The organism is Arthrobacter sp. UYCo732 (assembly GCF_040547265.1).
Lineage (GTDB): Bacteria > Actinomycetota > Actinomycetes > Actinomycetales > Micrococcaceae > Arthrobacter.
Genome location: NZ_JBEPPJ010000004.1, coordinates 99,092 through 124,086, shown reverse-complemented (window position 1 = coordinate 124,086; position 24,995 = coordinate 99,092). Strand labels below are relative to the sequence as shown.

Genomic DNA, 24,995 nt, shown 5'->3' with positions numbered 1-24,995 from the left:
GACGGGCCGCCCGCTGGTTGGCCGAGAGAAGTTTTCTGTACGAGGACGGCCTCTGGGCGGCCGAGGGAGCCCATGCAAGGAAGTGTGAGGATCGTATGAAATATGCCGGTGGCCACGGTTCGCCCGGCATGACTTGGCCAGAGTCCGGCGCAACTAGCAGAACTGTGCCGGGCCAGATTGGATCGTGCATGGCCTCAAGCCAGGCTGTCTGAACATGGTCGAAACGGTTCCACTTGATGGTGATCCACGACCCTGTGGGTTCTAGTGCGTCAACGCTCAGAACCGTAACGTCTGTCGTTGTCCCACTGGTTCTCTTGACGTCGTCGAAGTGGTTCCACTTTTGGATTGCGCCAGCCATCCATGTGCGTCGCCGGCGTGCTCGGACTAACCAAACTGAGCCAGTAACCGTGCCCGCGAGAACGAAGAAAGCTGCCGACAAAAGCAGGAAAAAATTAGGCGGCCAGTTCGCGGCAACGGATCCAGCAAGGTAAACGACGCAGACGCCTACTGCCACGCTGGTCAGGACCAACGCAGGTGTCGCGAGCTTTGGCTTCAGAACTGGGTTCGCATCCATGGGTTACCTTCTTGACCAGTTTAGAGTTGCCAGCCGACATTGGTGAGGCTCTCTTCCCAAGTCGCTGGGCCGTCGGTCCATGTCGGAGCCTCGAGAGGGCTCGGGGAGGAGGTGGCTGCCTGATCAACGAAGCGATCGATATTTGCATGCTGCTCCATTTGCTCCCATTCGTAGGCCGCCGGAACTGGCCCCAGGGGAAGAGCCGAATCGTCAATGCCCCAGCGGTCCCTGTAGATCGCGAGCTGGTGAAGGACATTAGTGGCCACCTCTGGAGTCACCATTGGGCCCATTCTCTCCAGGAGGTTCCGCTTCCACTCTGCTTCGTTCATCATTGCGGCTCTCGTGACGCGGTCCGTCCTGTGCTGGATCCGTTCCTGTACCTGCTTCATCATGTTGGCGAGGTCGGGGCGCGCCGTGTGGAAGTGCTCGGTCAAGGGATCAATTCCCGCGGTGGGCATCGCGGACAGGAACTTCCGGAGTCGGGAGTGGACGACCGCCGCAGTGTCTCGAGCGGATGCGCTTGATTCCAGCGCTGCGGCAACAACGCGTTGCGTGCTCGGACGGCTGACTGCAACAGATTTGCGCCACGCGGCTACGGCTGCTCCCCACGATGGAGATTCCTGAAGCTCGGAGGTAATGCCTCGCGAGTGGCCCTCGATGAGCGCCGTGAGATCCTCGGCGGCCGCTATTTGAGCGAGGTAGTCGTATTCAGCGTTGAGGCGTTCCAGGCTGTCGGCTTTCGTTTGCTCGGTGTCGAGGACTTCGTGGGCTGTCCGTTCGGCGCCTTCGGCGGCGAGGACTTCGCCCAGGACCTTGCGCCACGTGGTTTGCATGGCGGGATCCAGTGGCTCTTCCTCCAGAGGATCATTCTCGCTGACATACGCGTGGTTTCCCGTGCGTCCCCGGGTCATGCTCACGTACAACAGCTCGCGCGTGAGTCGGCCTTGTGTCACTACGGTGTGGCCGTTGTCCACGGTGATGCCCTGCGAACGGTGGGCCGTCGTCGCGTATCCCAGCTCAACTGAGGCTTCAACGTAGTCGCGGCTCAAGCGAATCGTTGCGCCGCTGTCCCGGCGAACCGCGGTCAGCGAGCCGTCGGCCCTGCCGGTGCGGACGACATCGAGCATGGTCCCGTTCCGGATGAAGTCACCGCTACTATCGGTGACGGCGCGGTCGTTGCGGCGGGCGATGATCGTGTCGCCCGTGCCGGCCTGGAATCCATCGCTGAGCGATGCTGAATGTTCGGCATCCACGGCACCTTGGACAACGCGATCGGCCTGGGCACGCTGGTTGAGCATGCTCACCGTGTCATTGTCGGCCGCGATGAGGATTGACGACTTGCCGGCGTGAATGTCTGCCTGCCAACTCAGATACGCCTGGTTCACCATGTCGAGATACACGCCGTGGTGGATGCGCCTGTGGCCGTCGTAGTCGGCAATGGCGGCGAAGTCCCCAGCGCGAAGCTTCAGCGATGCGCCCTGCTCCCAAGCCTCCGTGAAGCGCCAAATCGTGCTCAGCCGCACCGTCCTGCCCTGCCGATCCAGCCAGCCGAGGACACCGCCAGCGTCAATGGAGTCCAATTGCCCCGGATCGCCCACCAAGAGCACTTTGGCCCCGGCATCCTGGGCCTGCTGTACCAGCGCAGACAGCTGAAGGGTGGACACCATGGAGGCCTCGTCAACGACGACCAATTGATTCGAATGAAAACGCCACCTGTCCTGTTCGGCAGCAAGCCAGGCAGCCCTCTGGGCCAGCCGAGTGAAGCGTGGACCGTCAGCCACATGGTGGGCGAGCCGCTGCTCGGTATCGAAGAACTGTGCAGCCCGGTTCCCGGCACCCTGACCGACAGACTCATATAGCCACTTGGCGACATTCTCCGTGGTCAATGCAAGCTCGCGTCCAAGGATCTCGGCGCTGGCCGCCGCCGGCGCCAAACCGACCACGGTACCGGCGCCAAAAGAAGCTTCCCAGGCAGCCTTGACCGCCCCGAGGGTGGTGGTCTTGCCGGTCCCGGCAGGACCGACGACGGCGTCAAGCCGGTTGCCGCTCAGCAGGACGTTAGCTGCTGCCGCCCGCTGGTCGGAGTGCAGATCGAGCCGACCACCGCGGTTGTAACTGGCCAGCGATTCCATAGCGGCGGCCGCGCTCACGGCCGGGCCGCCGTCGTCGTTCCTTGCGGCCATGACGATGTCCTCATTGGCGAGGGTCGCCGCATCCGTGTAGAGACGGGAGCCGTGGAAATCGAAAATGCTGTGGTCAGCGAAACGGAGATCGGCCTGCGCGTCCGCGGGGACCGTGTACCGGTACTCATTGAGCGGGACAGACTGGGCCTGGGCAGCCGTAGCGACGGCGTCGATCATGGTGTCACGGTCCGCCGGCGTGTGGCAGCGGATTTCGGCGCAGACACGCTCGGCCTCTGCCAAGAGGTTCCACCGATTCCAGGTGGCGCGCTTCGTGGCGACGCGCTCCCGGGTCAGTGACCCGACGGCATCCACCCAGTCCGGGGTGAAGTCGCAGGCACGGAACGGGGTTTTGTGGGAGCGGCGAATGGTGTTAGCGAGAACGTTGAGGGGTTCGAAGCCCTTGGCTGCGGCGCGTGTCCGCCACCGCGCGGAGAGGTCATGTAGCGGCGCGACTGATTCCGGCTTGGCCGTGCGTGTAGAGAGGGTTGCCTGCTGTCTGAGCTTGATTGTGGTGGTCGTGGTTGGGGGAGTGCCGTGAGTTGCGGTCCATTCGGCGACGAGCCGGTCGGTTTCGAGATCGATGAGGCGGGAGCGGTTGGAGAATTCGCGGATCAGGACATCGTCAACGCCGGTGAGTTGCTGGCTGGGGTTGTGCGTGTTGGCGGCTGGCTCGCGGATGTCCGTGTCGGTGCCGAGGTTCCGGTGGAGGGCATCGAAGAGGAGACCGTTGTAGTGCTCGCTGGCAGCCACCGCCGCCTTGTACAGCGTCCGCGAATCCAGGGTGACCCACGCGCCGTCGGTGATGCGCTGGACACGGTTGGCGATGACCATGTGGGTATGAAGCTGCGGGTCCCCGGCTCGTGATTCCCAGTGGTCGAAGGAAGCCGCGATGGCCCCGTGCGTGCCGAGGTGAGCGACGCCGTTGCGGCCGGCCCTCGTATGGATGACTGTTTCCTCGAGCCATTGCAGGGTGGCGTTGACGGCGTCGTGGTGGGTCTGGAGGATTTCGTTCTGGGTGCTCCTTGGGCTGAGTGCCCAGAGGACGGACACGGACTTAGGAACGCTGAAGGTCAGGTCAAAGCCGACGACGGCGTGCCGGGTTTCGGTGCTTCCCTGGCTGTTTTGGACGACCGTGGGTTGGCCGTGGGGGCGGCCCAGGGGAGCGGCCGTGTCCGGGTGGGTGGCGTGGTCGAAGATGGCTTTGGCGTCCGACTCCGTGACGACGTCTCCTTGTGTGCGGTCGATTCCCGGCAGACCGGAGCCGAGCCAGCGACCCTGCGGCGTTCCCGCTTTCATGTAATAAGTGGTGGCATCCGCGGGGGTGATGACGCGATCGTCCATCATGGTGGTCTTGAAGAGATATTTCAGACCCGACTGCGCGGAGAGCCGGGCGATGGACATGGTCATGGCTTCGGGGTTTCCGGGTTCCGGTTGGTGGCCGCCGTCCAGCCGCGGCGCCGGAACATCGCCTTGGTGCTGTCGTGGAGCTCGACGCCGGTGGCTTGGGAGAGTGCCAGCAGCTTGCCGGCGAGATGGACCAGGTCCAGGGCATCGGTGTGCTGGATGGTCTGGAGACGTGCCAGGTCGCCACGGAAGGTACGGACGGCATCGCGTTGCTCGGCGTTCTCGGCCTCGAGACGGTCGATGTCGACGGCTTGATTTCGGAGCTGGGCGCGGAGGGAATCCAGGAGTTGGCTGCTTCTGGCCACGGCCGGCGTCGGTGTGGTTTCCGACTTGCCGTTGCGCGCCATCGGGTCCGACGTCGGGGCAGCGGGCGCGGTTCGAACCAGTGCGCGGGGAGCCGGATGCGATACCGCGCCCCGGCGTCGTCGTCGTCGATCACGCTGTCTGTTAGCGCAGCGCGTCGAACAGAAGCGCTGCGACGTGCGCAACGGCTCAAAATGCTCTCTGCATTCCTCGCAAATCTTTCCGGTCACGATCGTTCATCAGCGTCAACTCAAGTCACGACATGACTTGCCGTGGGTCAGCGCTCACGGCGAAAGGCTTGGATGCCAGAGGTGTGAAGGATTGAGGCTGGAGCCGGATCAGATTAGCGGCGGGGTTAGGATCGGCTGTCGGCGACGGACGTAGGGAGTCCTCGAGGGAGAGCTAGGCACGTGTGGCTGCGATCGGTGCCTGCTCCGAGCCAAGGAAGAAAACCTGCTCGGCGTCTGGTTCCAATGAACAGAGGACGAAATTGTCCGCGGATCGGCCTAGCCCGCAGCGTCAATAGCGTCCGGCGGATACTTGCCCCCGTGACCGCCGCCAGCGCGCTCGACGCCCACGCCGGTCAGAGCTTGATTCCTCTGGTTCGCCAGTGCTGGGTGTCGACGTCGAAAGCTTTGAATCTTTGACCTGGCTCGCGTCCACCGTGCATGAGCTTGTAGCAGCGGGGCCTATCCGACCAGTGTTTCAGGACGGGTACGAGACCTCCGGCGAGTGTTGCCGTTACAGTTGCCATCAGGGGCACGCCCCCCAGGCCCTTGATGTCTTTGTATCCAAGCCAATGGATGCCGTTCTCGTACAGGCTTTGGAGTTCGTGGGGGTTAGCGAGCTGGTTCTTGTCTTTCGTGATGATGGCGTCAAAACCGTAATTGCCAAGACGCTCGAAGACTTTGACGTCGCTTGCGCCCGTCAGGTCCAATGCTTCTGGTGTGACGAATTCATGGGTCATGAATATTTGCCCCAGAGTAGTCACGATCCGTGGAGAAGTGTTTTCATCTACGAAAAACTTCATGCAGCTGCCGCCTTGACCATGCCGGAGAAATCTATCGCGTCTTGGGCGGCGGCCGCGCTGACGTTGGGATAGTAGTAGGCCACGTCCTCCGGCCCGACTGTTTCGCCGTCCACGAGGGATGCGATGGTGTCGTAGGCGATTCGTGAACTGCCGATTGTTGGCCACCCTCCGAGCCGACCGCGGTCGACCTCAAGGTGTGGCTTGGGCCGCCGGAAGTTCACCACCGTTTCGTTGTTGAGATTCGTATAAGGTTCAAAAATTTCCTCGAGAGTGAAGAGCAGCATTTGGCCGACGTTTTTGGAGACGTCCATGGTGACGCCCTCGGGAGTTTGGAAAACGATTGACGTCCCTGATAGCCCAAATTTGTACGTTGTCGGGTGTTCCGTGAACTGCATCAGCCGCATCGAATCGAAGGCTTTACCGATGTTTTGCATCGAAGTCCGAGCCCGGAGGAATGCAATCGTGCGCAGCGCCACGACGTCGCGATACGAGTAGAGCGCGGGATTGTCGCGGCTAACTTCCGGGATAAGGATCCCCCGTCCGCGCCACAGGCGCAGCTGATGGGCTGTGGCACCTGACAGGACTGCCGTCAGTTCGAGAGGGAAAGTCATGGCTTACTCTCGGCCGAGCTTCCATTGGCCTGAAGCGGCTTCCCGTGCATCCGAGAGCGGGCATCGCGGGTTTGTGCACCTGGGTCGAGCAGGCAGCCACTCCGCAGTCGTCGATGCAGAGCTTCGCTCGTCGATCCAGGAGACAGTTCCACGGCTTCCGCACTCCGGGCAATCTGGTGCCCGATAGGCCCTGCGTTCTGCGTCATTCATTCCAACCCCCCCCATGGTGGTTTGTGTGATCACTTGTGAGCACTCACCAAAGAATACAGTCGGATAGGCCCGTCACGACGGCTGCGCATCGGGGGTGGGGACAGGTGCCATTCGGAGCCGACGTCGTAGGGTCGCAATATCACCACCCTGTTTTGGCAAAGCAGTCGATGGCTTGGCCCCGAAAGAGGACAGGAGGCGTCCATGCCCACAACTGAGTAAATTGTAAATTGTTTGGGATTCACATGGGGTCGTCTAACTATTCAAGAACCTGGAAGGGTCCCGTCCGGCCCGCGGCTCCCGGTGCTGGCCAGAGACTGTGAGAAGTCGGCGGATCAAAACCATGGGCAGTTGGACGGTGTGCTGGAAATGCCAGGGGCTTGGCTGGCTCTGGACATGTCCAGAGTATGAGCGTTCAATGGAACTGAGATGATTCTGGACGGTCCTGGAAGAGGGGGCCGTTGGACTGAACGGCGACCGGGCGGCACACATCGGCGGCCGCAGGATGGGGTTCCGATGGACGGCGCAGCTTCCGCCAAATATTCGCCGGCCCGAAGCGCTGCAGAAGGTTTCCTTGCACTTAATCTGCCGAGTCGTCTTTCGTTGGAACGCTTGATATCGATTGTTGAATTCCTCCGGCAGCGGCGGATTGAGGTCGACGTCTCCGAGTCCCTGAACGGGGGATCTGTCTGCGGGTTGTGGCTGTCCACGGATAGCGCGGAGATAATTCTGCACGCGCCCACGCCGTCGGCACTGCATCGCCAGCAATTCATCCTGCACGAATTGGGCCATATGGTGCTCCGTCACGATGAGCTAGTGGTGTCCTCAAACTATGCCGAGACGTTGTTTCCAAACCTCTCCGGCGAGAAGGTGTCGCGGATCCTGAGCCGGAGTGACTTCCTGGACCATATCGAAGCCGCTGCCGAAACCTTGGCAGATCTCTTTGCCGCCGCCATCCGGGACAGCAGCCTCGAGCCGCGCTCGTTTGAACGGATCTTCGGATGATTCAGGACATTGCCGCAGCCGTGATCTGGTGTCTGGCGCTATGCCTCCTGCCGGATATTAAACGGCGCAAGGACCAAAGCATATTGGTGGCGGCCGTTACCATCGCCACCGCACTCACGCTCAACGTCGATAGGATCTACATCGCGGGGGACCAGCTCCTCGGGAACCGCAATCTGTTAGACCTCGTTGCCAATATTTTCATGGTTGTTGGTATCTACTTCCTGTCCCGTGCGATCCTGCGAGCCGCGGATGTCAGCGAGATAGTGGACATCCACAACAGGGTCGGGCAATCGGTTCTCGGGATTGTCGTTGTGGCCTTGATTGTCAGCTTCAGCCTGGTTGATGCTCCGCGGACTTCCACCTCCTTTATGAGGGATTTTGGAAGCCAGTGGCCGGCTGCCGTTTACTCGGGTGTTCAGTTCCTCTACATCGGCGCCGTGGTGGCCATCACCGGCTTTACCTGTTTCAGGTTCCGCGGTGAGATGGCCAAACCGTACTTTCGCGTCGCTTTTGTGTTCATCGGCTTGGGATGTGTCCTGGCTGTGGTGTTGGTTCTTGCCGTGCTGGGGATGGACGTTCTTCATCTCATGGGGGAGTTGGAGGCAATGACGCGTCTCTCCTACGTCTACGACGCCGCCGAAGTGGGCGCCATGGTTTTCCTCTGCGTAGGTTTGGCCTTGCCGCCCGTCGCACGTCGGCTGGAGCGCAGATCTGATGCCCGGGCCACAGCTGTCCTCGTCGAACGACTGTCTGGGCCCTGGGACCGAATCACGTCGGAGCGATCCGAGATCCGACTAAATTTGGCTCAAACTGCGGTCCACCGCCAAGATGCACCCAAGCGCCGACTGCATCGGATGTTGGTGGAGATCCAGGACGCACTGTTCGTGGACCCGCACCTTGCTCAATTGCTGAGTCAAAATGATCTGGATGTTCTCAGGGAAGCGGAGCAGCATCTCGAGAACCGGTTGGCAGGATCCGGACATCGACGACAAAGGTTGTCACGGAAGGGGGACACCACTCCGTGACCGACAGCGACGGTGGGATCTCCGAACAGCCGCAGGCGAAACTCGCGCGGAAACTCAATCTCCTCCTGGATCTTTTTGAGGCCCAGGGCTCATCGCCTCTGACGTATCCGCAGATAAGCAAGCACATGTCAGACCGCGGAACGCCCTTGTCTCGCTCCCGTTGGGCCTACATGCGTGCTGGGGACAGTTCCATGGCGACGGACTCGGTGCTTTTGCAGAACCTCGCCGAATTCTTCGGCGTTGATCCCAGATACCTTTTGGACGACGACGGCGAGGTTCCCGACTTGGTGGATGCACAACTTGAACTACTGCGCACACTGCGGGAAAACCGCGTGAGAAACTTCGCTGCGAGACAACTGGACGGGATTTCTCCGGAGACACTAGTGCGGCTCCGCAAAGCCATCGACGAACGCCTGAAAGTTCCCGAGGACGAGGCCGATGCGTAGGGCCAGTGCAGCTGTGGCCCTTGGTTGTGGCATTGCCGGCGCTGCCGCTTTCCTCGCAGCGGCCTATTTTGCCCGGGAAGTTGTGGTGCCCAAGGCGCAGCGCAGTGAAGATCTGGAAATCCTTCGCGTGTTCCGCGACGCCGACGAAACGCTGATGGTGGAGCTGCCGGCATCGGCACGGACGACGGCTCCAGGCCGCTACAGCATCTGGTTTTCCAACGGCACCGGCCACGCCTGCATTGGAGAGATCGTGTCCACGGACGCTGGCGCCGGGACGGTAGCACGCCGCGTTGAGCGGGTTGACTCCGGCGATCTCGGGACTGCAAAGGCCGGCATCTGGAGCGGATACGTCTATCCGACGCCGCATCCGTTAGGGCTGCCCTACTCGGATATTGAGATTCCCATCGAGAACGGTATAGCGCCCGCCTGGAAGTTCATATCCAAAGATGCCGGGGATGCCTCCACTTGGGCAATCCACATCCATGGCCTGGGCGGATCGAAAGCCGGTGCATTGCGCGGCGTGCCCGTTGCGGACCGGCTGGGATACACATCTCTAGTCGTTTCCTTCCGGAATGATCGGGATGCCCCTGCATCGAGGGACGGCCGGTATCACCTGGGGCAGTCCGAATGGCGGGATGTTGAAGCAGCGGTGTCGTATGCAGTGGGGCAGGGTGCACGCCAGATAGTTCTTTTCGGCTGGTCCCTCGGTGCCTCAATTGCTCTTCAGCTGGCGGCATCGTCAGAGTTTCGGGACCTCATCTCCCGGATCGTTCTCAATGCCCCCGTCATCGACTGGAATAGCACCCTGATGGCCAACGCCCGGTCCAGTATGCTCCCCGGTTGGGTTGCACGGCTTGGACTGCAGATGCTTGGGTCATCCGGAACACGCTGGATCACTGGCCTGGACGCTCCCTTGAGCTTTCATACCCTGGACTTTTTGGCTCGGGCGGACGAACTCAGTGTTCCCATCCTTGTCATCCACAACGAAGGGGACCGCTCGACACCCTTTGCCATTTCCCGCGAGTTCGTCACCCGGCGCCCCGAGCTGGCAACGCTGTTCACTTTTCCCTCCGCGGAGCACACGCAGGAGTGGAATTCCGACCCGGACGGATGGGACGCGGCGGTGGAGAACTGGCTCCGAAACGGCCCGCCGTGGTCTGCCGCCGTAACCCCATGACCGCGGGGCTTATGAAGCTTCGAGTCCCCGATCCCGGTAGGCCGTGCCCTTATCCATGCTCCAGCCAGCGACCATTCCGGTTCCGATCATTTGGTCGCTGAGCCTGGCCAGGCGATAGTTGGGGTCGGCGTCGAGGGCGAGCTGGAGGAACTGGTGGGCCTTGCTGCCTCTGCCTTCCCACCAGTTGATGAAGGCGATGGCGGTCAAGGCCGGAGCCGAGTGTGTTGTGGCACTGTGCGTGTAGGCGTGGACGAGCAGTTGCTCGGCCCATTCGATACGGGACCACTGCGGCTTGCCGTGTGTTTGGGCCAGGAGGATCCGGTCCATGGGTTCGTCGATTCCGGGGATGTCGGCCATGAGTTGGTCGCGGATGGCGGGGAACTGGAGGTTCGCGATCAGGCCGATGGTCTGCTCGTCGTCCGGGTATGTCTTCGCTTCGAGCATTTGTGTCCAGAGCGTCCTGGCTTGCTCCATCGCATCCCAGTGGCTCAGGCTTTGGATTGCGGCGACACGGCTCTCAACGGCATCCAGGGTCTGGGATTCTTTGGTCGATGCTGGCAGCGTGATGCGGTTGGTGGGTTCGATGGTGCTTCCGCGGTAGACGAATTCGGCGTTGATCTGGCTGGATTGGGTGGCACTCAAGGGGAGCCGGACGCCCTTCTCAGGATCGCCGTCGTACTGTGACACCGTCTGGTCTCCGACGAGGAGTCCTTCCCTGATGGTGAGTCCTCGCTCGGCTAGGGCGCCCGTGAGCGCAGCGATAGTTGCTGCGTGTGGCTTGTGGTCGCCATCCCTGGGCTCCGAGGTGTAGACGGCGAAGAGCACACCTTCGGCGCTGGTGTCGTGGCCGAGGTATCCGGCCACCATCTTTGCGTAGCTGATTTCGGTGCTTGGCTTCGGCAGGTCGACCCGGAGGGTTGCCCCTACGTGGTTGTCGGCGAGGGTGATGCAGACCAGGCTTTCTTGGGGCCAAAACCCCAAGGTGTGGCCAATGAAACTGAGGACGTCGGCGGCGGTTTTGATGGTGAGCGTTTCCATGTTCCTTCTCCTTCAGCGACTGGCCGACACCGGGCGTGTCTGTCAGATTTCGGCGTCGTTCTGATAGCGGAGTCACCGCTGGGTTTGAGGGGCCGGAGTGCAACTTGGGGGACCGGGAGCGGCCCGGAATTTCGCGAGGAAATAAGCGACGGAGGAGCGCCGAACGAAATTTTGGTTCGTGACCGGCGCATCGCGCCCTGGTTGCGCGGAGGTCCCGCCCAGCGATGATGGGGATCAGAATGACAAACAGCGATGATGCTTCTGATCATTCATGGATGGGATGCGGCGGCGCGGCATGACGCCATCGAGTTCTCTTGGTCTGTGCGGAAGCTAGGGCGTTTGTTGGGCGCCGGAGCGCGCTTCCAGCGTGCGATCGGCGCGTTCGACGACGGTGCGGTCGTGGGTGTCCAGGTGCCCGCCACTTGCGGGATTGGCCACTTCGCAGTCGCGGATTCCGACAAGGTGCTTGAGCCTGCGGAACCCGGGGTGAAGTGCGGCTGCCGTCTCAGCGGACGGCGGCGGTGGACGGCGTTGCGGATGGCCAGCCCGGATTTGAGGGCGGTCCGGGAAGCCCAGGTGGAACGGGAGAGGCCGAGCGCTTGGGTGAGGCGATCGTCGTCGAGCATGGTGCTGATGAGCTGTTTCGCGAGTGGGCGGAGCGGTGCCGGCAGGCGGCTCTGGAAAACCTGGACGGGGGCGTCCATCAGATGTTGGCCCTGTGGGGAGGGCGCGACGTGCGCTGCCTCGTAGCGGTCGAAGAAATTCTCGGCTTCGGCGTACGTTGCGGTCACGTGTGATATTCATCCGGGAGCCAAGCTCCGTGGAGAATCGCGAGGCGGCCGCGGTTTCTTTGGCTGTGGGTTGGCGCCATGCGTGTTGTTGAATCCATCGGATTTGGGACGACGAGCAGCGTGCGGAGGACGTAGAGGAAGTCGTCTTTGCTGCCGGGGACGTTGCGGTGCACGCGGTTGAGCAGTGCGACCATTTCCTTGCTTGTAGTGAGGTGGCTCGTGGCACAGGTTCGTGGACGGTGCACCAGCCTAGGTTCCCGGCGGGAACGTTAGTGTTCTTGCCTTCCTCCTGATCACCGGTGACGGATGGTCCGCGAGCATGGCCACAATTGGCGCCAGACGGTTCGGAGACGGATCCAACCGTGCCAAGCCCGCCAGAATGTGTTCGGCAGTCCTTGGTTCGCCATCGCTGAGCATTGCCATAAGTGCGCTCACGTAGTCAGGCGTGATCCCGTCGTCGTGACGGACTCGCTGCGCTAAGGCACGTTTCGCGCTACTTGCAACGTTGGTGTTGCCGTCCTGGCACATGGCCATCAGTGTGCCTTCGCCGCCCGGGCGCCGTGACAGGTAGTCGGCGCCATCACACCGAAATGTTTCATCGCCTAGCCGAATGGGGTGCACTCGCGACCACCACGGCCCCGCGAAGCAAGGAGTTTCGCAGGATCGAAGAACAACTCGCCGATGAGAAAGCCAAAACCCGGCGGCTGCGCGACAAAGTCCGGAAGCTCGAAGGACAGCTCAGTTCTGCAGTGAGCGTCATGCTGGAGCTCCAGGCCGTGATCGAGGAACAGAACACTTCCTCGACCGTCAGCGGCATCAGCAGAAGACAGAGCTTAAGGTCGTGACAAACGCCAACGCTTACCGTCGGTGTTCCCTCGGATCGTGGGTTAGTACCGGTCTGGCTCGGGGCCCAGGTCGAAGTGTCGGCCATAGATCCTGGTGGGAGTAATTTCCACATAGGTGTACTTGCGGGTGCGGATCCAAGGCTGGAGCGGCAACTTGTTGGCTTCGTCGATTTCCGTTTGCGATTCCAGGACCCTTGCGGTTCCCTTGACGACGACGCTCCAGGCCTGATCGCTGGTGATCCCGTCCGCTTCGAAGGCGACCTTGTCGTTGATGGTCAGTTCGGCGAGCTTTGTGCCTGGGTTGGTGCGCATCAGCAGCACTCCGTCATGGGCGATGAAGTTGATTGGAAAAATGTCGGGTTCGTTTGCCACGCTGACGGCGAGCCGCCCGTGCTGGCAGTTTTCCAGCAATTTCCACGACTCGGGATCGGATAAGGCTGTACCGGGGCTTTCGTCGGATTCCATGCCACTAGTGTGCCCCATGTATGCCGGTAGCCATCAAGGGGGTAAAGGGAAAATGCGGCACATTATTGGGCCGCCCGAGTTCTCGGCGCCTCGGTGGGTGAAGACGATGAGTGCTTGGTTGTGATTTACCCTCGGCGCGTCCGGGCCTGTGCGGGATGAAAAGTGTCTGACGGAGGGCCCTATCTTGTCCCGGACGGGGACCCTAGGATGAAGGGCATGGCTGCCGGACCGCATGCGGGGTTGGATGGACCCGCATCAGATGCAATGTTGAAGCTGGGCCGTTTTTTTACAAAATGGGACCAGACCGAGGACGGCAGGGCGGTGTTCCGGGAGGGCGGCCGCAAGGGCGATATTTTCTACCGCGACCGCTGGAGCCACGACAAAGTGGTCCGCTCGACGCACGGGGTGAACTGCACCGGTTCGTGTTCCTGGAAGGTGTACGTCAAGGACGGCATCATCACCTGGGAATCCCAGCAGACCGACTACCCTTCGGTGGGGCCGGACAGTCCGGAATACGAGCCCAGGGGCTGCCCGCGCGGGGCGGCATTTTCCTGGTACACCTACTCACCGACCCGGGTCCGTTTCCCGTACGCCCGCGGCGTGCTGGTGGAGATGTACCGCGAGGCCAAGGCCCGGCTGGGCGACCCGGTGCTGGCCTTCGCCGAGATCGCCGGTGACCCGGGAAAGCGGCGCCGCTACCAGCAGGCCCGTGGCAAGGGCGGCCTGGTCCGTGTCTCCTGGAAGGAAGCCGTCGAGATCGCGGCCGCTGCCCACGTGAACACGATCAAGACCTACGGCCCGGACCGTTGCGCAGGCTTCTCGCCGATCCCCGCGATGTCGATGGTCTCGCACGCGGTCGGGACCCGCTTCATCCAGCTGATCGGCGGGGTGATGACGTCCTTCTACGACTGGTACGCGGACCTTCCCGTGGCCAGCCCGCAGGTCTTCGGAGACCAGACCGACGTCCCGGAATCGGGCGACTGGTGGGACGCGGGCTACCTCATGATGTGGGGCTCCAACGTTCCCGTGACCCGGACCCCGGACGCGCACTGGATGGCCGAGGTGCGCTACCGCGGCACCAAGGTGGTGACGGTCAGCCCGGACTACGCGGACAACACGAAGTTCGCCGACGAATGGCTCCCCGCCCAGGCCGGAACGGACGCCGCGCTGGCGATGGCCATGGGGCACGTCATGCTCAAGGAATTCTTCATCGACCGTGACGTGCCTTTCTTTTCCGACTACGTCCGCCAGTACACCGACCTGCCCTTCCTGGTCCGGCTGGAAAGGCGCGACGACGGTTCCCTCACGCCGTCGAAGTTCCTCACCGCCAGGGACCTGACGCTGGAGTCCGGGGCCGAGGACGCGGCGTTCCGCACCGTGCTGTTCGACAAGAAGACCGGCCTCCCCGCCGTGCCCAACGGCTCGATGGGCTTCCGCTACTCGGGCAGCGGCGAGGGCAAATGGAACCTGGACCTCGAGGGGATCGAGCCCGCACTGTCGCTGCGCGAGGTCTCCGGGGAAAGCGCGGAGATCCTGCTGCCGTGCTTCGAGGACGCCGGCGGCGCCGGCAGCGTCCTGAGGCGCGGAGTGCCGGTCCTCGAGGTCGAGGGCCAGCTGGTCACCACCGTGTTCGACCTCATGCTTGCCCAGTACGGCGTCGGCCGCGAAGGGCTCCCGGGGGACTGGGCCTCAGGTTATGAGGACGCCTCGACGCCTTACACTCCGGCATGGCAGGAGGAGATCACGTCCGTCCCGGCGCAGGCCTGCATCCGGGTGGCCCGCGAGTTTGCCCGCAACGCCGAGCAGTCCAAGGGCCGCTCCATGATCATTATGGGCGCCGGGATCTGCCAGTGGTTCCACGGCGACACGACCTACCGGGCGGTGCTTGCCCTCGTGATGCTGACCGGCTGCATGGGCCGCAACGGCGGCGGCTGGGCGCACTACGTGGGCCAGGAAAAAACCCGGCCGGCCACAGGCTGGGTGTCGCTGGCGAACGCGCTGGACTGGTCCCGGCCGCCGCGGACCATGATCGGTACCGGCTACTGGTACATGCACACGGACCAGTGGCGCCAGGACGGCTACTCCGCGGACGCCCTGAAGTCACCGCTCTCCACCGGAGCCCTGGACGGGATGCACACTGCGGACGCGCTGGCCCAGTCCGCGAGGCTCGGCTGGATGCCGTTCTACCCGCAGTTCGACCGCAATCCGCTGGACCTCGCGGACGAGGCGGAGGCCGCCGTCGCCGCCGGCACCTCGAAGGACACTCCCAGCTACATCGCGGACGCGCTGAAAAACCGCACACTGAATCCGGCGATCGAGGACGTGGATGCCCCGGAGAACTGGCCGCGGACCCTCGTGCTGTGGCGCTCAAACCTGTTCGGCTCCTCCGCCAAGGGCAATGAGTACTTCCTCCGCAACCTGCTGGGAACCCACAACAACGTCCTGAAAGACCACGCCGAAGGGCTTAAGCCCAAGGACGTGAAATGGCATGAGCAGGCGCCGGAAGGAAAGCTGGACCTGTTGGTCTCCGCGGACTTCCGGATGACCTCCACCACACTGCTGTCCGACGTCGTGTTCCCGGCTGCCACCTGGTACGAGAAGCACGACCTGTCCTCCACGGACATGCACCCTTTCGTGCACGCCTTCAGCCCCGCGATCGATCCGCCTTGGGAAACCAAGACGGATTTCGACACTTTCCACCTGCTGGCCCAGGAGTTCTCCCGCCTGGCGAAAACCCACCTGGGCGTCCGCCGGGACCTGGTCAGCGTGCCGCTGCAGCACGACACCCCCGGCCAGCTCGCCCAGCCCGGCGGGATCGTCCGGGACTGGCGGGACACGTCCATCCCCGCGGTTCCCGGGCAGAACATGCCCATCTTTTCCGTAGTCGAGCGGGACTACACCGCCATCGCGGACAAGCTCGCCGCCGTCGGGCCGCTCGCCGACAAGCTGGGCTTCACGGTCAAGAACGTCACCTACAAACTCGCGGGCCCGTTGGAGAGGCTCAGCCGCTCCAACGGTGTGATGCTCGGCGGCGCCGCGGACGGCCGGCCCGCGATCGACACCGATGCGAAAATGGCCGAGGCCATCCTGGCCTTCTCCGGCACCACCAACGGGGCGCTGTCCGTGCAGGGCTTCAAGGACCTGGAGATCCGCACGGGCCGGAAACTGGCGGACCTGTCCGAAGGCTCCGAAGAAAAGTTCATTACCTTTGCCCAGACCCAGGCCGGCCCGGTCCCCGTGATCACCTCGCCGGAATGGTCCGGCTCCGAGACGGGCGGCCGCCGCTACGCCCCGTTCACCATCAACGTCGAGCGGCTCAAGCCCTGGCACACCCTGACCGGGCGGATGCACTTCTTCCTAGACCACGACTGGATGATCGATATCGGCGAGGCCTTGCCGATCTACCGGCCACCGCTGGACATGCACCGCCTCTTCGGTGAGCCGAAGCTCGGCCAGGACGGGGCCATGGAAGTGGTTGTCCGGTACCTGACACCGCACTCCAAGTGGTCCATCCATTCCGAATACCAGGACAACCTGCTGATGCTCTCGCTGTCCCGCGGCGGGCCCACGGTCTGGATGAGCCCCGCCGACGCGGCCGCCATCCAGGTCAAGGACAACGACTGGGTGGAGTGCCTGAATATCAACGGCGTCCTCGTGGCCCGGGCGATCGTCAGCCACCGGATGCCGGCCGGTGTGGTCTACGTCCATCACGCGCAGGAACGCACCATCGACGTGCCGAAGTCCGAGGCGACGGGCCGGCGCGGCGGCATCCACAACTCCGTAACCCGGCTGCTGGTCAAACCCTCGCACCTGATCGGCGGCTACGCCCAGCTGGCCTACGCGTTCAACTACCTTGGCCCCACCGGAAACCAGCGCGACATGGTTGCCACCGTCCGCCGTCGTTCACAGGAGGTGCAGTACTGATGCGTGTTATGGCTCAAATGGGCATGGTCATGAACCTGGACAAATGCATCGGCTGCCACACCTGTTCCGTGACCTGCAAACAGGCCTGGACCAACCGCGCGGGCACTGAATACGTCTGGTTCAACAACGTCGAGACGCGCCCCGGGCAGGGGTACCCGCGCCGCTACGAGGACCAGGACAAATGGCAGGGCGGCTGGGAGCTGAACAAGCGCGGCAAGCTGGTGCTCAAGGCCGGCGGCCGGGTGAAGAAGCTCCTGGGAATCTTCGCCAGCCCGATCCAGCCCGAGCTCAAGGACTACTACGAGCCCTGGACCTACGACTACAAGACCCTTGTGGACGCACCGCTGGGCGACGACTTCCCGGTGGCCCGGCCCAAGTCCCTGATCACCGGCGAGGACACCAAAATCACCTGGTCCGCGAACTGGGACGATGACCTGGGCGGCTCCACCGAATACGGCCACCTGGACCCGATCGTGGAAAAGGTCCGCCGCGAGTCCGAGGACAAGATCAAGTTCGCGTACGAGCAGACCTTCATGTTCTATCTCCCGCGGATCTGCGAGCATTGCCTGAACCCGTCCTGCATGGCCTCCTGCCCCTCCGGCGCCATCTACAAACGGGTGGAGGACGGAATTGTCCTGGTGGACCAGGACAAGTGCCGCGGCTGGCGCCAGTGCGTTACCGGGTGCCCCTACAAGAAAATCTACTTCAACCACAAGACGGGCAAAGCCGAAAAGTGCACCTTCTGCTACCCACGGGTGGAGGTGGGGCTGCCGACGGTCTGCTCGGAGACCTGCGTGGGGAGGCTGCGGTACCTGGGGTTGTTCCTGTACGACGCCGATGCCGTCACCGCTGCGGCGTCCGTCACGGACCCCCGGGAGCTCTACGACGCCCAGATGGACGTGCTGCTGGATCCGAACGATCCCGCCGTCCAGGCCGAGGCCCGGGCCCAGGGCATCCCGGAGGACTGGATCGATGCCGCCCGGCGCTCGCCGGTCTACGCCCTGGCCAAGGTCTACAAAGTGGCACTTCCGCTGCACCCCGAATACCGGACCATGCCCATGGTCTGGTACGTGCCGCCGCTTTCGCCGGTGGTGGACCTGCTGCGGGACCAGGGGCACGACGGCGAGGATCACGGCAATTTGTTCGGCGCCATCGACGCGCTGCGGATCCCGGTGGAGTACCTCGCGGAACTTTTCACCGCCGGGGACGCGGACCGGGTCACAGCGGTGCTGAAGAAGCTCGCGGCCATGCGCTCCTTCATGCGCGGCATCAGCATGGGCAACGATCCGGACGACTCCATCCCGGAGGCTGTGGGCATGGACAGCCAGAGCATGTACGAGATGTACCGGCTTATGGCGATCGCCAAGTATGAGGAGCGCTACGTCATCCCGAAAGCCCACGTGGAACAGGCCCATGACCTGGAGGAAATGGGCTGCTCACTGGATTTCGACGGCGGCCCGGGCATGCAGGACTCCTCACCGTTCGGCGAAGCCAGCGGCAGGCCCGTTCCGGTGGCAGTGGAAACGTTCAACGCACTGCGGGACCGGCAGACCTCCGGGTCCGCACCCGGCGAAACAACACTGCGGGGCAGGGTGAACCTGCTCAACTGGGACGGCACCGGGGCCCCGCCAGGGCTGTTCCCGGAGAAGCCGGCACCCGGTTCAGAGGCCCCGCCGGCGGGGGAGCAGCCGTGAGCCGGCGCCAGCAGGTGGTCTACCTCGCGGCGGCCTGGTGCCTGTCCTACCCTGACGAGGAACTGGTGGGCCGGGTTCCGCTGATGCGCGCCGCCGTGGCCGAGTTCCGTGGGGCCGTGCAGGACTTCGCGGAGGTCTTGGACCAGCTGGAGTCCATGCCGCAGATGGATCTCCAGGCCTACTATGTGCGCGAGTTCGATCTCAGCAAGCGCCATGCCCTGCACCTGAGCTACTGGACGGACGGCGACACCCGGCGCCGCGGCGAGGTGCTGGGAAACTTCAAGAACACCTACCGGCAAAGCGACATCCTGGTGGACACCCGCGGCGAACTGCCGGACTACCTGCCGATGGTCCTCGAATACGCCGCAACTGTGGACCTGGCTGCCGGGCGGGAACTGCTGATCCGCTACCGGCCGAGCCTGGAGATGCTCCGCCTCGGGCTCCTGCGGGACGGGCTGCCGCACACCCGGGTCCTGCAGGCCGTCTGCGCCACCCTGCCCGGGAAGTCGCCGGCAGACGAGCAGGCGGTGATGCGGATGGCGGGCTACGGTCCGCCAACCGAAGCGGTGGGGCTGGACCCCTACGATCCGAGACTTCTGCCCGTGAAGGGGGCCTGAGCATGCTGGTATCCGAAGCGGAACCCGCGTCCGCCGTCGATATCTCCGCCTTGGACATTGTGCTCTGGGGCGTCCTGCCGTACGTCATGGCGGTGGTGCTGGTGGGCGGGCTGGTCTGGCGCTACAAGTATGACCAGTTCGGCTGGACCACCAGGTCTTCCCAGCTGTACGAATCGAAGTTGCTCCGGATCGCGTCCCCGCTGTTCCATTTCGGCCTGCTGGCCGTGATTGCCGGGCACTTTTTCGGCCTGGTCATCCCCATGGCCTGGACCCAGGCGGTGGGGATGAGTCAGGATTTCTACCACTTCAACGCCCTGTTCGTCGGCGGAATTGCCGGGGTGGGGACCCTCGGCGGGATCATCCTGCTGATCTACCGCCGCCGCACCACCGGGCCGGTGTTTATGGCCACCACCAGGAACGACAAGGCCATGTACGTGGTGCTCACGGCCGCCATAGTGTTCGGCCTCTGGACCACTCTGGCCAGTGTTTTCGAGGGCGAGCACGGGCACAACTACCGCGAGACCGTGGCCCCGTGGTTCCGCTCGCTCTATGTCTTCCAGCCGGACATCACGGCCATGGCCGCGGCACCGTTTTCCTTCCATCTGCACACCCTGGTAGGCATGGCCTTGTTCGTCATCTGGCCGTTCACCCGGCTGGTCCACGCCTTTACCGCCCCATTGCATTACCTCTTCCGCCCGTACATCGTTTACCGCTCGCGGGACCGGGCCGTGGGCGGGGCACCGGACCGGTCGGCGGGCTCCACCACCTCCGGCGTTCCGGCCCGCCGCGGCTGGTCCGCCGTCGGAACCCGTGACCGGGACACCAAGAACCGCTGAACTGTAGCGCTGAACTGACGTGAGAGAGGCAGCCACCGTGGCCGGATCCGAAACCCTTGCCCCCGCAGGCAGCACCCGGAACCTGGTGCTGGCCACCGCGGCGTCCGTGGCGGGCTTCTGGGCCTGGAACTCCGTGGCCACCCTCGGTTCCTTCTACACGCAGAATCTGCAGCTCAACCCGGCTGCCACCGGCGTCCTGGTGGCCATGCCGGTGTTCGTCGGCTCGCTGGGCCGGATCGTCGTGGGCGCCCTGACTGACAAGTACGGCGGCCGGGCGATGTTCACCTTCGTGCTGCTCGCCTCCATCCTGCCGATCCTCCTCGTGTCAGTGGGCGGCCTCCTCAATTCCTTCGCGCTGGTGCTGGGCGCCGGCCTGCTGCTCGGCGTCGCCGGAACCGTGTTCGCCGTCGGAATCCCCTTTGTCAGCGGCTGGTATGAGCCGTCGCGGCGGGGCTTCGCCACCGGCGTCTTTGGTGCCGGTATGGGCGGGACGGCGCTGGCCGCGTTCCTGAACCCCCGGCTCGTTGCCGCAATAGGGTACTTCCCCACACACCTGCTGATCGCCGGGGTGCTTGCCGTCATGGCTGTCCTGGTCTGGTTCCTGATGAAGGAATCCCCGGGCTGGACCCACAGTAACGCGCCCGTGCTGCCCAAGCTCCTAGACGCCACCAGGACGGCCGTTACGTGGAAGATGTGCTTCCTCTACGCCGTCGTCTTCGGCGGCTTCGTCTCCTTCGCCACCTACCTGCCCACTTACCTGCGGGATGTGTACAGCTTCGACCCCAGCGGCGCCGGTGCCCGCACCGCGGGGTTCGCCCTGGCGGCGGTGCTGGCCCGGCCGGTGGGCGGCGTCTTGGCGGACAAGCTTGGCCCCAAACCGGTAGTGATCACTTCGCTCGCCGCCGTTGCTGTCCTGGCGTGGGTGGTGAATTTACAGCCCGACGGTGAGGTCCCTGCCGGTCTGACATTCGTTGCCATGGCGGCCGCCCTTGGCCTGGGCACGGGCGGTGTGTTCGCCTGGGTGGGAGTGCTGGCGCCGCCGGGCAAGGTGGGCACCATCAGCGGGGTGGTCAGTGCCGCCGGTGGTCTCGGCGGCTACTTCCCCCCGCTCGTCATGGGCGCAACGTACGACGCCGCGACGCACAGCTACTCGATCGGGCTGCTGCTGCTTGTAGCGACAGCGCTAGCAGCCCTGGCCTTCACGCTGTTCGCCGTACAGGGCCGGGCCGGGGCGCCGGCCGTTCCGCCCAGACTCGCGGGTCCAAGCCGCTAGCCAGCAACCGCGTGCCGCCGCTTGCTCATGCTGACGAACGTGGCCGATGATGTCCGCCTACCGCCGAAAGGGCGTTGAAACCGGCCACAACGAGCAGGGTTCGCCTTGCAACTCTTGTCCGAACATCTGCTCGCATGCCAGGCCCGCTTCCTCGTCGCGCTCTCCTCGAGGCCGTCTTTATCCAAACACTACGGGCCCAAACACTACGGTCACAGTATTCGTCGTCGTAATCCGGTGGGGAGACATGCCGACACAGCGCGAGATGCCGAGCTCCCGGCAGAGGTAACCGACTTTTGTCCCGGATAGTCCCATGGATACGTTTGCCGCCAACCCTCGGACCGCAACGGTCTCCGGGGGCGTCGCTGCCGACTCCTTGGCGGCGGGCGCAGCAGCACGCTGGACAGCAGCCGGCAGTCTAGGGCGACCATTTCCGTGCCATCGTGCACGCAGACGTCCCGGCTACGTGCCTCCAGTTGCCCTGTCTCGCGGCAGCCACCAATGTTCAGGCCTTGCGATCACAAACCTGCGCCCGCTAAGTTCCGTTGGCACGATCCGGATCACATGCTCCTTCGCACCTTCTTCCCAGGGGGAGGGAATCTGCTGTGGCAGGTCATCGACGTCCTGGACCTCTTCGGGAAACCCTTTGAGCACAACGCTCCACGCAATGGTGCCTGAAGTGTTCAGGCCGTCTGCTTCCAGTGCCAGGGGCCCGCCCGCCACGATGGCGTCCAGTTTGGTTCCAGGGCCGGTGCGGAAGACCGCCGATCCCTCATCGGGCAGATAATTCACCGGAAAAATCTCAGGAGACCCGCCGATGACAACAGCCAGCCTGCCAACTGATGAGGTCTGTAAATACTTCCAGCAGTCATGGGCGCTGAGCTCATTCCTCGGCGGACTGCTTGCCGCGGATGATTCTGCCTCAGGACTGGTCACGATGCAGAGCCTAAGCCCTAAGGGACTTGGGAAGTAGGGGTGACAAGTCAGGACATTCCGGCTACTCGAAGGAGGCTCTCCGCTGGTCGTTCCACCGGGTGTTCCAAACATCGGGTGCGGCTACCTTGAAGCGCCGGCCGGTCAGAACGTTCGGCTCGAGGCGCACGTAATGGGACTTGGCCCCGGGTTGCCAGGGTTCCAGACCCAGGGCGTCCGCTGCGGACTGCTCCTCCTGGCTGTCGATCAGAGCCGTTGTTCCTCTGGCGACGACGCTCCAGGCCTCCCCGGTACGATCGTCGTATCCGTCGATTTCGAAGGCTGCCGCGACCTCTTTCATGGACTCCCATAGTTTTGTCCCGGCAGCCGAGCGGAAGACGACGCTCCGTCGCTCGACGACGAAATTGACCGGGAAGATTTCTGCATGCCCGTCAACGACGAGGGCCAGCCTGCCGATCACTGCCGAGGCCAGTAACTCCCAGCAGTCGTCGAAGGTGAGTTTCCCGTCCAGCGGTGCGGTGTCCATGGAAACAAATAGTAGACCCGCCCGGTGCGGGGCGAAATCTGTTGCCGGGAATCTCCTTGGATTGGGAGGGGTTCAGTTGGCCGTGGCCTCGCTGTTGTGCATGCTTTTCCGGATTACGTGCCTGGCCGGGACCGAGGTCACAGCGGCGACAGTCACGGCCATGAGCAGGCCGGCCGCCATATAAACTCCGGTGATGACCTCGATTGGTGTGCGCTCATCTACAAGGGGTGAGGGCGCAAGGGTCCACAGGATGCCGGCCGCCCACGCAACCATGTTCCAGGGAATCCAGCGCCAGGCGTTACGGACTGTCCGGCGCAGAACCAGCCACTGCAGAGTCGGGATGGATGCCAGAAGAACCAGCCCGCCAACGAACAGAAGCCCGACCGCAAGGGGCGATAGTTCGAACAAGCCAAGAGTGCTCGGAAGCATACCGATCGCCCAAGCCAACCCCGCCCCAAGAGCCGTGGCGAGGATCCAAGTCCTCGTCCGAAACGGCCGAATGGCACCGAAGCCAATCCCTTGACCTGCCCCCAATAGTGCACCTTCCGCCGTGCCAGCGGCGATCATCGCCGGATAGACGAACTGGGCAGGAAAGGCACCTGCCGTGAGAAGACCACCTGCAATGGCCGGCACCGAGAACCCAACGGTTTCCGCAAGGGTCACCGCGACCAGCCAGCGGACAAAGAAACGCCTGCGTCCCCTACGCTCATCCCGCAAAGCGCTCTCTCCAATTTCTTGGGCACTTCGGGTGTATCCGGCCGCCATCACTGGTCCCCTTACTTCGTTCGTGGCTTCGAGCTGAAGAATGCGGGTCCTGTGCACAAAACCGTCGCGTCACAGACTCTCGAACCATGCCTGGTGCCCTCGGCATGCGCCGGGCCGGGTTGACCTGGCGGGCCTACTCTGGTGCGGACCTCACAGCGCCGCTTAGTTGAGTCCACCAGGTCAGTGGCGGCGCGACTTTGAAGCGCCGCCCGGTGACTGAATCCGGCGTGATTCGGATGAAGTGATCCTTCTTCCCCGCTTGCCAAGGGAAAAGATACAGCGAAGCGGTGTCAAGGACGCCTTCTATCCCGGTGATTCCCGCGGCCTTGCCTTTGACCACGACGCTCCAGGCCATCCCGGTCGTGGCATCCACGCCGTCGGCCTCCAGTGCCACCGGGGTTTCGTTCAAGGCGCCGCCAAGTTTGGTTCCCTCCCCGGTCCGGAAAACCACGGTGCCGTGGTCCACGGTGTAGTTGAGCGGAAAAATGTCCGGATGGTCCTCAATCCAGACGGCCAGCCTGCCGACCGAGACCTGCCGCAGCAGTTCCCAGCACTGGCTGGAGTCGAGATTTTCCACCGGTTCCTGACGCCCTGCAGATGACGGCTCGTGTGTCATGTTCCAGAGCCTACGCTTGCCCACATACGCGGACCAGAGCCCGACGCTGAAAGGTTATTCCAACGTGCACTCCCCGGTCGCCGTCTTCGAAGGTGGGACAGGGCTAACGATTTGCGGCCACCTACCGACGAGCCTGGAGGGCCTTCTATAACCAGTCGGCCGAAAAATCTAGCGGGGGCCACCAGCGCGTTCTCGACCGGACCGCGAACCGGCGTCCGCTGATCTCAGTGGGTCTGATGCAAATCAGATGCTCCTTGATTCCGGGCTCCCAAGGCTCGCGGTTGGCATCTTCGATGAGAGGGCTGACCTGGTTTTCGTCGAAGGGCTCAGGTATTCCCTTCGCCACGGCGCTGGTCAGCAGGGCGCGTGGCTTCGTGCCAGGAGCCGTGCGGAAGAGCAACGTTTTTCCCATGACGACGTAATTCACGGGGAAGATCTCCGGGCCGGCACCGTTTATTACCGCCAACCGTCCGATGTAGGAAGACCGAAGATACGACCAGCACTCGTGAGCTTTCAGAATTTCCACTTGAGACCTGCCGGGGAGCTGCTCATGCTACAGATCCTAAGCCCTGGGCGACGGTCAGGCATCAAGAACGGAAAGTCCTCCCGACCTTCCCGGCCCCGGCACCACTGGGCAGGGTCCCGGGGACGCCAAGACTTATTCTGGGAGATCAGAGAGACGTGGCACAGGCAGCACAAGGCGGGCCTGA

At 63.4% G+C, this 24,995-nt stretch carries 22 protein-coding genes; 10 read left to right on the top strand and 12 right to left on the bottom strand.

Features of this window, described 5'->3' with window-relative positions:
* Positions 1–594: 594 nt before the first annotated feature.
* From mobF to ABIB45_RS08565, 4 genes are all read right to left on the bottom strand, one after another.
* Positions 595–4,164, bottom strand: a complete 3,570-nt coding sequence (mobF, locus tag ABIB45_RS08580; protein WP_354215445.1) for a MobF family relaxase — start codon at positions 4,162–4,164, stop codon at positions 595–597.
* Positions 4,161–4,508: a hypothetical protein gene (locus ABIB45_RS08575; protein ID WP_354215444.1), complete on the bottom strand. Its 348-nt coding sequence runs from the start codon at positions 4,506–4,508 to the stop codon at positions 4,161–4,163. Before ABIB45_RS08575 ends, mobF begins: the two co-directional genes overlap by 4 nt.
* Positions 4,509–5,047: 539 nt before the next feature.
* Positions 5,048–5,494, bottom strand: coding sequence for a PIN-like domain-containing protein (locus tag ABIB45_RS08570; RefSeq protein WP_354215443.1), 447 nt, complete (start codon positions 5,492–5,494; stop codon positions 5,048–5,050).
* Positions 5,491–6,105 carry a DUF433 domain-containing protein gene (locus ABIB45_RS08565; RefSeq protein ID WP_354215442.1) on the bottom strand — a complete coding sequence of 205 codons (615 nt, stop codon included), beginning with the start codon at positions 6,103–6,105 and terminating at the stop codon, positions 5,491–5,493. Before ABIB45_RS08565 ends, ABIB45_RS08570 begins: the two co-directional genes overlap by 4 nt.
* Before the next feature lie 723 nt (positions 6,106–6,828).
* On the opposite strand from ABIB45_RS08565, the gene ABIB45_RS08560 reads away from it, so the two are divergent.
* The 4 genes from ABIB45_RS08560 to ABIB45_RS08545 are packed head-to-tail and all read left to right on the top strand — an operon-like array spanning position 6,829 to position 9,965.
* Positions 6,829–7,317 (top strand): hypothetical protein, encoded by a 489-nt coding sequence (locus ABIB45_RS08560; RefSeq protein ID WP_354215441.1) that lies wholly within the window; start codon positions 6,829–6,831, stop codon positions 7,315–7,317.
* On the top strand, positions 7,314–8,342 hold the full coding sequence (locus ABIB45_RS08555) for a hypothetical protein (RefSeq protein ID WP_354215440.1): 1,029 nt from the start codon (positions 7,314–7,316) through the stop codon (positions 8,340–8,342). The genes ABIB45_RS08560 and ABIB45_RS08555 overlap by 4 nt, the downstream gene beginning before the upstream one ends.
* The gene (locus ABIB45_RS08550; protein ID WP_354215439.1) at positions 8,339–8,788 is read left to right on the top strand and encodes a hypothetical protein; all 450 of its coding nucleotides are present in this window, start codon (positions 8,339–8,341) and stop codon (positions 8,786–8,788) included. The genes ABIB45_RS08555 and ABIB45_RS08550 overlap by 4 nt, the downstream gene beginning before the upstream one ends.
* The gene (locus ABIB45_RS08545) at positions 8,781–9,965 is read left to right on the top strand and encodes an alpha/beta hydrolase (protein ID WP_354215438.1); all 1,185 of its coding nucleotides are present in this window, start codon (positions 8,781–8,783) and stop codon (positions 9,963–9,965) included. The genes ABIB45_RS08550 and ABIB45_RS08545 overlap by 8 nt, the downstream gene beginning before the upstream one ends.
* A 9-nt stretch (positions 9,966–9,974) precedes the next feature.
* On the opposite strand, the gene ABIB45_RS08540 is transcribed toward ABIB45_RS08545, so the two are convergent.
* Complete coding sequence (locus ABIB45_RS08540; protein ID WP_354215437.1) at positions 9,975–11,003, bottom strand: DUF4192 domain-containing protein; 1,029 nt, start codon at positions 11,001–11,003, stop codon at positions 9,975–9,977.
* 269 nt (positions 11,004–11,272) lie between these two features.
* Positions 11,273–11,794 (bottom strand): hypothetical protein, encoded by a 522-nt coding sequence (locus tag ABIB45_RS08535; RefSeq protein ID WP_354215436.1) that lies wholly within the window; start codon positions 11,792–11,794, stop codon positions 11,273–11,275.
* Positions 11,795–12,384: 590 nt separating this feature from the next.
* Between ABIB45_RS08535 and ABIB45_RS08530 the strand changes: the two genes are divergently transcribed.
* Entirely contained in the window at positions 12,385–12,639 is a 255-nt protein-coding gene (locus ABIB45_RS08530) for a hypothetical protein (protein WP_354215435.1), read from the top strand.
* Positions 12,640–12,681: 42 nt separating this feature from the next.
* On the opposite strand, the gene ABIB45_RS08525 is transcribed toward ABIB45_RS08530, so the two are convergent.
* Entirely contained in the window at positions 12,682–13,104 is a 423-nt protein-coding gene (locus ABIB45_RS08525; protein ID WP_354215434.1) for a pyridoxamine 5'-phosphate oxidase family protein, read from the bottom strand.
* 216 nt (positions 13,105–13,320) lie between these two features.
* Here ABIB45_RS08525 and ABIB45_RS08520 point away from each other — a divergent pair, with 216 nt between their 5' ends.
* From ABIB45_RS08520 to ABIB45_RS08500, 5 genes are read left to right on the top strand one after another with little or no spacing between them, the layout of a single operon-like run.
* On the top strand, positions 13,321–17,028 hold the full coding sequence (locus ABIB45_RS08520; protein WP_354215433.1) for a nitrate reductase subunit alpha: 3,708 nt from the start codon (positions 13,321–13,323) through the stop codon (positions 17,026–17,028).
* On the top strand, positions 17,028–18,722 hold the full coding sequence (narH, locus tag ABIB45_RS08515; RefSeq protein ID WP_354215432.1) for a nitrate reductase subunit beta: 1,695 nt from the start codon (positions 17,028–17,030) through the stop codon (positions 18,720–18,722). Before ABIB45_RS08520 ends, narH begins: the two co-directional genes overlap by 1 nt.
* Positions 18,719–19,339 (top strand): nitrate reductase molybdenum cofactor assembly chaperone, encoded by a 621-nt coding sequence (narJ, locus tag ABIB45_RS08510; protein ID WP_354215431.1) that lies wholly within the window; start codon positions 18,719–18,721, stop codon positions 19,337–19,339. Before narH ends, narJ begins: the two co-directional genes overlap by 4 nt.
* A 2-nt stretch (positions 19,340–19,341) precedes the next feature.
* A complete protein-coding gene (gene narI, locus ABIB45_RS08505; RefSeq protein WP_354215430.1) occupies positions 19,342–20,175 on the top strand; it encodes a respiratory nitrate reductase subunit gamma in 834 nt (277 codons plus the stop codon).
* Between the two features lie 37 nt (positions 20,176–20,212).
* Positions 20,213–21,448 carry an MFS transporter gene (locus tag ABIB45_RS08500; protein WP_354215429.1) on the top strand — a complete coding sequence of 412 codons (1,236 nt, stop codon included), beginning with the start codon at positions 20,213–20,215 and terminating at the stop codon, positions 21,446–21,448.
* A 459-nt stretch (positions 21,449–21,907) separates the two neighbouring features.
* On the opposite strand, the gene ABIB45_RS08495 is transcribed toward ABIB45_RS08500, so the two are convergent.
* The 5 genes from ABIB45_RS08495 to ABIB45_RS08475 form a co-directional block, all read right to left on the bottom strand.
* On the bottom strand, positions 21,908–22,492 hold the full coding sequence (locus ABIB45_RS08495; RefSeq protein ID WP_354215428.1) for a pyridoxamine 5'-phosphate oxidase family protein: 585 nt from the start codon (positions 22,490–22,492) through the stop codon (positions 21,908–21,910).
* Positions 22,443–22,904, bottom strand: coding sequence for a pyridoxamine 5'-phosphate oxidase family protein (locus tag ABIB45_RS08490; protein ID WP_354215427.1), 462 nt, complete (start codon positions 22,902–22,904; stop codon positions 22,443–22,445). Before ABIB45_RS08490 ends, ABIB45_RS08495 begins: the two co-directional genes overlap by 50 nt.
* A 72-nt stretch (positions 22,905–22,976) precedes the next feature.
* On the bottom strand, positions 22,977–23,333 hold the full coding sequence (locus tag ABIB45_RS08485; protein ID WP_354215426.1) for a hypothetical protein: 357 nt from the start codon (positions 23,331–23,333) through the stop codon (positions 22,977–22,979).
* 469 nt (positions 23,334–23,802) lie between these two features.
* Entirely contained in the window at positions 23,803–24,285 is a 483-nt protein-coding gene (locus tag ABIB45_RS08480; RefSeq protein WP_354155606.1) for a pyridoxamine 5'-phosphate oxidase family protein, read from the bottom strand.
* 145 nt (positions 24,286–24,430) lie between these two features.
* A complete protein-coding gene (locus ABIB45_RS08475) occupies positions 24,431–24,811 on the bottom strand; it encodes a pyridoxamine 5'-phosphate oxidase family protein (protein WP_354215425.1) in 381 nt (126 codons plus the stop codon).
* Positions 24,812–24,995: the final 184 nt, after the last annotated feature.

Excerpts from the sequence above, each read along its gene's own strand:
- narH (WP_354215432.1), top strand. The coding sequence starts at position 17,028 with ATGCGTGTTATGGCTCAAATGGGCATGGTCATGAACCTGGACAAATGC.
- ABIB45_RS08560 (WP_354215441.1), top strand. The coding sequence starts at position 6,829 with ATGGACGGCGCAGCTTCCGCCAAATATTCGCCGGCCCGAAGCGCTGCA.
- ABIB45_RS08575 (WP_354215444.1), bottom strand. The coding sequence starts at position 4,508 with ATGGCGCGCAACGGCAAGTCGGAAACCACACCGACGCCGGCCGTGGCC.
- ABIB45_RS08530 (WP_354215435.1), top strand. The coding sequence starts at position 12,385 with ATGTTTCATCGCCTAGCCGAATGGGGTGCACTCGCGACCACCACGGCC.
- mobF (WP_354215445.1), bottom strand. The coding sequence starts at position 4,164 with ATGACCATGTCCATCGCCCGGCTCTCCGCGCAGTCGGGTCTGAAATAT.
- ABIB45_RS08565 (WP_354215442.1), bottom strand. The coding sequence starts at position 6,105 with ATGACTTTCCCTCTCGAACTGACGGCAGTCCTGTCAGGTGCCACAGCC.
- ABIB45_RS08480 (WP_354155606.1), bottom strand. The coding sequence starts at position 24,285 with ATGACACACGAGCCGTCATCTGCAGGGCGTCAGGAACCGGTGGAAAAT.
- narI (WP_354215430.1), top strand. The coding sequence starts at position 19,342 with ATGCTGGTATCCGAAGCGGAACCCGCGTCCGCCGTCGATATCTCCGCC.
- ABIB45_RS08525 (WP_354215434.1), bottom strand. The coding sequence starts at position 13,104 with ATGGAATCCGACGAAAGCCCCGGTACAGCCTTATCCGATCCCGAGTCG.
- ABIB45_RS08555 (WP_354215440.1), top strand. The coding sequence starts at position 7,314 with ATGATTCAGGACATTGCCGCAGCCGTGATCTGGTGTCTGGCGCTATGC.
- ABIB45_RS08495 (WP_354215428.1), bottom strand. The coding sequence starts at position 22,492 with ATGTTTGGAACACCCGGTGGAACGACCAGCGGAGAGCCTCCTTCGAGT.
- ABIB45_RS08490 (WP_354215427.1), bottom strand. The coding sequence starts at position 22,904 with ATGGACACCGCACCGCTGGACGGGAAACTCACCTTCGACGACTGCTGG.
- ABIB45_RS08540 (WP_354215437.1), bottom strand. The coding sequence starts at position 11,003 with ATGGAAACGCTCACCATCAAAACCGCCGCCGACGTCCTCAGTTTCATT.
- ABIB45_RS08520 (WP_354215433.1), top strand. The coding sequence starts at position 13,321 with ATGGCTGCCGGACCGCATGCGGGGTTGGATGGACCCGCATCAGATGCA.
- ABIB45_RS08485 (WP_354215426.1), bottom strand. The coding sequence starts at position 23,333 with ATGCTTCCGAGCACTCTTGGCTTGTTCGAACTATCGCCCCTTGCGGTC.
- ABIB45_RS08545 (WP_354215438.1), top strand. The coding sequence starts at position 8,781 with ATGCGTAGGGCCAGTGCAGCTGTGGCCCTTGGTTGTGGCATTGCCGGC.
- ABIB45_RS08570 (WP_354215443.1), bottom strand. The coding sequence starts at position 5,494 with ATGAAGTTTTTCGTAGATGAAAACACTTCTCCACGGATCGTGACTACT.